Genomic DNA, 6,107 nt, shown 5'->3' with positions numbered 1-6,107 from the left:
GAGTCGCACCAGTCAGTTCGACCAACGCGCTGTAACTCACCCAGTAGGGAGTGGGAATGATGACTTCATCCCCGGGACCACACAAGGCCGTCAATACATTATGTATGGAGTGCTTGGCACCATTCGAAACCACAACCTGATTCGGCTTGTAGTTTAAACCATAGTCGCGCTGATAGGCATCGCAGATCGCCTGCTTGACCTCCAGCGTACCTGCCGCCGGCGTGTAACGGGTTTGGCCCGCATCCATCGCCTCTTTGGCTGCCTCACGAATATGAGCCGGGGTATTGAAATCCGGCTCACCCAGTGTAAACTCATAAACCTTGACTCCGGTACTTTTCAACTCTTTCGCTTTGGCGGCAGCGGCAATCGTAGCTGAGGGTTTTAGTTTCTGGACCGTAGCGGAAAGCTGCATCGACATAATCGTTTTCTTTGCCTGCGAAAGTAATGAGAGAGACCGGGACTGACAACTCCGCCAACCGGAATTGATCCCTCAGTTATGACAACCGGGAATCAATAATGTTCGAAACCACACGATTCTTTTCACCTGCGCCCGCAGCGTCAAGTCTCCGATGCCCTTGTTTGAAAATCGAACAGGATTCTAAGGAAAAAACGGTTTTACCCGGAAAGCTGCAATCTGAGACCCGTGAATCAAAGCGTGAAATGCCGGCCTTCACGCACCGATATTCGTCGCGCGATCTGAAATCCCTGAATATTCAGTCGCCTAACGGGACGCGGGTAGTTCACTCTCAGCGTTTTTGCCTGTTTCATGGGCCGACATCGCTACATTAACCAGAGAGGTCCGTTTGAAGTCCGTCCGAGGCTGAGTCCCTCCTTTAGTGTCACGTGTGACCTCAACCGTCCATTTCGCAACGCCAAAAGGAATCTTGTCAGTCCGCCAGATGGTTCCTACATTCTTGGAACGCGTCGAAGGGCTCTCGCTCATGAAAGTCCCCTTGTATTCGCGGGCGGAAACAGCGCCTGTAGGAATATCTATGCTTGCGGGCTCTCCCTCCGAGTCCCATTTGGTGTAATGTTCGAGCATCGTAATCATCGGGTAAAACCGCAATACATTCGTTTTCAGAGGCTCAACGGGCCTGTCACCGATTTTTCGATAACCACGAATGATCGGGAGAAAGGTGACCGGTATCTGATTCTGGTCAATAATCTTACCGTCGATCGCTTTTTCAGGGATTAATACTTTATAAATGCGAGGGCCGGAGACACCAGGCGCCACTCCCGATTCCGTTTCCTTGCCAGTGATGTTTTTGAACTCAAGCCAGCGACAGGCAGTTTGTTCACCTTCAAATTCCGCCATTTCGGAACCGACAGAACTAATAATCACATGACGCGTCCATTTCAGCTTCACAGGCAAATCATTGGATTCCGGACCAGGCATTTCTTTTTCATAAGTGCCCTCAAATCGGACCCACGAACCATCCGCGGGCAGTTCCCAGATCAAGCCTTGCGCAAAAAGCGAACTGGAAAATGTAATGACACAGAAAACAGCAAGAAATAAGGATCGTACTGGCATATTGTAAAAACCAAATGAAGTGAACGGAAATGAGCAGACACACCTTGTCTCTTAAGTGACTCTACCCACCAGTGTGACAAAAGAAGCATCCCCTGACAACACTTTTTGGATTTTCCAGCAGGAATTTTTCGAAGCGAATCGTTTTCCGAGCGAATAAACGGGAGCAACAGTCAACTCCTTCTTGACCGTAGCCGCTTGTGTGCCTTAGACTGCTTATAGGAATTAAGCTGATTTTAACGTTTTCAATTTGACCGGCTCACAAAGTTGACTGAGAAAAATAGTTCTCGCTCTTCTATCAATACATACGTCCCTGTACTGGAGAATTCAGATGTCGCTGTCTTTTATCAAATGTCGATGGTTATCATTCGCTCTGCTTTTGGGATCTTCTATTTGCCTGAGTCTAAACACAACCTCTGCTGCAGAAGAAGAGGCTAAGCCAACCCGCCAGAACTGGGGACACATTATTATCAAAGGTGCCTATCCCGAAGGGCCACAAATGCCCGGCCTGTTTGGTGATGTGACCGAATCACTCGCCAGGGTCACTGCCCGGTTAGAAAAAGCAGCCGACGATAAATCGCTAAGCGGAGTAATTCTGCACCTCAAGGGAACTTCAATTGGCTGGGCAAAACTGAATGAGTTGCGCGAAGCCATTTTCAAAGTGCGCAAAAGCAATAAAAAAGTGTATGCCTGGATCGAGTCCGGCATGACAAAAGATTATCTGATCGCAAGTGCCTGCGACAAAATTATCATGCCCGAATCGGCAACGCTGATCCTGCTTGGTTTAAGGGCGGAAGTCAGCTTCTATAAAAATCTGTTTGATATGCTGGATGTCAAACCGGATATCTTACGTGTCGGAGAATACAAGTCGGCTGCCGAACCCTACACACGCACGGAAATGAGTAAGCCGTTTCGTGAAGAAATGGGCGCCATGCTAGATGACTATTTTAGACAGATCCTCACGATGATCTCGAAAGCGAGAGGTTTGTCTCCAGATAAAGTAGAAGCAGCCATCAACGGCGGACCCTACATGGCCGCTGATGCAAAAAAACTGGGTTTAATTGATGATCTTGCCTATGAAGATCAACTTCCCAAACTGATCACCGGAGATAAGTCCAAAACGGAAGTCAGAGTAATAAAGAAGTATGCCAAAAAACGTCTCGACAATGATTTCTCTGGTATCGCAGGTTTAATGAAATTAATGGATCTGTTCTCTGGGATCAACTCTTCGCAGCGTATGGGCCCGGGTCCGCGTGTTGCCGTCATTTATGCCACCGGCGCCATCATGTCAGGATCCAGTTCTCAGGGAGGTTTGATGGGTGTAAAGGTACTAGGCTCTGATACCTTTATCAAAGCCGTTGAGAAGGCAGCAAAAGACGAGAAGGTGAAAGCAATTGTTCTGCGGGTCGATAGTCCGGGGGGAAGTGCCCTAGCCAGTGATTTGATGTGGCGCTCGCTGGAAAAAGCAAACAAGCCGATCGTCGTCAGTATGGGTGATGTTGCTGCCAGCGGGGGATATTATATCTCTATGGGCGCAGATCGAATCTTTGCGGAACCCGGTACCTTGACCGGCTCAATTGGAGTTGTCGGCGGTAAACTTGCCGTGGGTGGCCTCTATGAAAAAATTGGCATTACCACCAGTGTAATCTCGCGAGGCAAAAACAGTGGTGCCTTCAGTCCCATGACCGGTTTTACAGAATCAGAGCGAGCAGCAGTCTCTGCATTAATGTACTCGATCTACAAACAGTTTACGGAAAAAGCAGCCACCGGACGTAAAATGGAATACACGGCTTTGGAAAAACTGGCCCGCGGTCGTGTTTATACCGGGGCCATGGCACTCGAAATTGGACTCGTAGATCAATTGGGAACACTCGATGAAGCCATCGAGCATGCCCGGAAACTTGGCAAAATCAAGGATGGCGAAAAATTTGAGAAATTAATTCTTCCCAGAGCAACCAGTCCTTTTGAACAGATTTTTGGTAGTATGGATGCACAGTCAAAACAGAGTCAGCAAATTTCAAAGATGTTAAATTTGCTCTCTCCCGAACTGTCACATCAAATACAGAAACTGGATTTGATTAACTTGCTCTCTAGGGAAAAAACACTGACGATTATGCCTTTTGATATTCGCGTGAATTAGACAGGGAATTCGTTCAGAAGTAAGTTTTCAGCAGATTCTCTCAGTCTGATACTGAGGGCCAGAGCAAAAGATTTTTGGTAAGGAGATCAGGATGTTAAACAGTTCACGCAAAGTAGATTGTAAGCGATCGTTTGTTGTACTGGCTACTATCATATTCTATATAGCGCCGCTGCCGGTATGCTCCGCTGAAAAAATCAATCTGGCTCAATATTACGGATTCAAACCGCTTGAAATTTTTAAGTTATCGAGTCGGTCGTCTAACATGCTGGCTGAAGATTTCAACGCGGATGGCCTGAAAGATCTGGTCCTGATTGATAACAGTAACAGTCGCATTGATCTCCTGATTCAGAAGTCAGGTAAAGAGGATCAAACCGAGGATGAGCCGGAGAATCGGATCAACTTTATCTCCAGTGATGACCGTTTCAAGCACATTAAACTTCCGGTAGATGTTTCCGTTTCCGCATTAACAGTCGGCGATTTCAATAGCGATGGCCGTACCGATCTAGCCTACCTCGCCCTCCCGGATCGTTTGATTATTCGGTATCAATCTAAATCGGGAACCTGGTCAAAACGCACACGAATTCGGCTAGCCGACTTGCAGCCCATTCAATGGACCATTGCAGCCGGTGATCTCAATTTTGATAAAAAAACCGATCTGATCGTATTAGGAACCAATCATACCTATCTGCTGTTGCAGGATCAAAAAGGCCGTTTTGGTTCGCCTCGCTCAATTTTGAATACTTCTCCCAAATTAGGACTTGCTGCGATTGCCGACCTGGATGGCGACGGCCGGAATGATTTTACTTATGCCACCCGCGACGGGAAAAATCAGATTCTATGCGCCCGACTTCAAAAACAGGACTCAAATCTGGGACCGGAAATCAGATTCGAACTCTCCAACCCCCGTTCCGTGACGCTCTCCAACATTGATGGAAAACCGGGGAGCGAAATCCTGACGATCGATTCGCAAACCGGTCGACTGAAAATGCAGCAATTAGAGAATGCACATAATCAAAATGGTCATGTCCCCAAACGCCTCACGCTGCATGGCTTCGGGGCAGAAGGTTCCAGCCGCAACCGTGGATTTGATCTCGGTGATATTAATGGCGACAAGTTGACCGACTTCGTTGTCTCCGATCCCGAAACAGCGCAAATGCTGGTTTACAGGCAGACGAAAGAGCAGGGGCTTGATCTAGGGCAGACCTATCCAGGATTGCTAGGCGTCGAACAATTACGCGTAGCAGATAGCGACGGGGATGGAGTCGCGGAAGTTTTTGTATTGAGCACGCGCGAAAAAATTATCGGCGTCAGCTCACTGACGAATCAGAGATTAACCTTTCCCAAAATTCTCCCCGTTAAAGGAGAGCCCGTAGCTTTTGAAATGGCCGATCTGGATGGAAATCAATCACCAGAACTCATTTATATTGCCAAAGTCGGAGACAAAAGCAATTACAAGTTTGAATTACAGGCGCTGCGCCTGAATAAAGACGGCGAGTGGGCTGAATATAAATTCCCGAGTACACCACCCAATCTCGATAGCCCGAAATCATTAATCAAACTGGATGCCAATGGAGATGGTGTTTATGAACTGATGGCATTCTATGGACTGTCTCGATCTCCCAAGATGATTTCGTTGATTCCGAACCAGACACCAAAATTAATTACGCCCTCCGGAGGCATCAATCTGGATGAGATTAAACCGGAATCGATCTTCATCGGTGGCAAAAAACGCGACTGGATTCTTACAGCCCAGAATAATTTCGCCCGCAGATTAAGTCTGAATTCAACTAACCAATGGCAGGTCGTTGATCAGTTTAATGCACCGGAAAGTAAAGCGCGTGTAGTAGGTGCCGTGAATATCAATCTGGATGGCGCACCCGGCGACGAAATTGTGCTCGTCGATCTAGGGGTGAAAAAACTGCGAATCCTGCGAAAGGAATCCGACGTCTATCGCCCCTGGAAAGAAGTCGAAATTGGAGACTTTCCATACCGTTCAGCACACGTGGCCGACTTGAATGGCGATCAGCAGTCAGACTTGTTGCTGTTCGGAATCGGTCAATTCGGAATTCTCTACTCGGGGCAAACTCCTCCATCGTTGAAAGTAGTTGCCTCGTTTGAGTCAAAACTCCCGCAGGCCTATTTTACCGATTCCGTCGCCGGTGACTTGAATGGAGATGGATTGTCCGATGTAGTAATTCTTGATACGCGGAGAAATCAAGTGGAAATTTTGAATTACCGCGAGAAGCAGGGTTTAAGACACGCTTTAAATTTCAGAGTCTTTGAAGAGAAAACATTTTCCCGTTCCAACCGAACGGGAGTCAATCCGCGTGAAGCGTTGATTGCAGATGTGACGGGCGACAATCGAAAAGATCTGATTCTGCTCTGCCATGATCGCATCTTACTCTATCCACAAGATGATGGTAAATAAGAAGCGGGCGA

The 6,107-nt window shown here is 47.5% G+C and carries 4 protein-coding genes; 2 read left to right on the top strand and 2 right to left on the bottom strand.

Annotated features, from left to right (window positions below; translation table 11 throughout):
- Both Q0668_RS02250 and Q0668_RS02245 read right to left on the bottom strand, forming a co-directional pair.
- The coding region (locus tag Q0668_RS02250; protein WP_298859509.1) for an aminotransferase class I/II-fold pyridoxal phosphate-dependent enzyme at positions 1-418 on the bottom strand (418 nt) is incomplete at its 3' end.
- A 303-nt stretch (positions 419-721) separates the two neighbouring features.
- On the bottom strand, positions 722-1,531 hold the full coding sequence (locus Q0668_RS02245; protein WP_298859507.1) for a hypothetical protein: 810 nt from the start codon (positions 1,529-1,531) through the stop codon (positions 722-724).
- A 328-nt stretch (positions 1,532-1,859) separates the two neighbouring features.
- Here Q0668_RS02245 and sppA point away from each other — a divergent pair, with 328 nt between their 5' ends.
- Positions 1,860-3,668 carry a signal peptide peptidase SppA gene (gene sppA, locus Q0668_RS02240; protein WP_298859505.1) on the top strand — a complete coding sequence of 603 codons (1,809 nt, stop codon included), beginning with the start codon at positions 1,860-1,862 and terminating at the stop codon, positions 3,666-3,668.
- A gap of 91 nt (positions 3,669-3,759) precedes the next feature.
- On the top strand, positions 3,760-6,096 hold the full coding sequence (locus tag Q0668_RS02235; protein ID WP_298859503.1) for a VCBS repeat-containing protein: 2,337 nt from the start codon (positions 3,760-3,762) through the stop codon (positions 6,094-6,096).
- The last annotated feature ends 11 nt before the right edge of the window (positions 6,097-6,107 follow it).

Source organism: uncultured Gimesia sp. (genome assembly GCF_937910335.1).
Taxonomy (GTDB): Bacteria; Planctomycetota; Planctomycetia; order Planctomycetales; family Planctomycetaceae; genus Gimesia.
This window is presented reverse-complemented; position numbering and strand designations above follow the sequence as displayed.

Excerpts from the sequence above, each read along its gene's own strand:
- Q0668_RS02245 (WP_298859507.1), bottom strand. The coding sequence starts at position 1,531 with ATGCCAGTACGATCCTTATTTCTTGCTGTTTTCTGTGTCATTACATTT.
- sppA (WP_298859505.1), top strand. The coding sequence starts at position 1,860 with ATGTCGCTGTCTTTTATCAAATGTCGATGGTTATCATTCGCTCTGCTT.
- Q0668_RS02235 (WP_298859503.1), top strand. The coding sequence starts at position 3,760 with ATGTTAAACAGTTCACGCAAAGTAGATTGTAAGCGATCGTTTGTTGTA.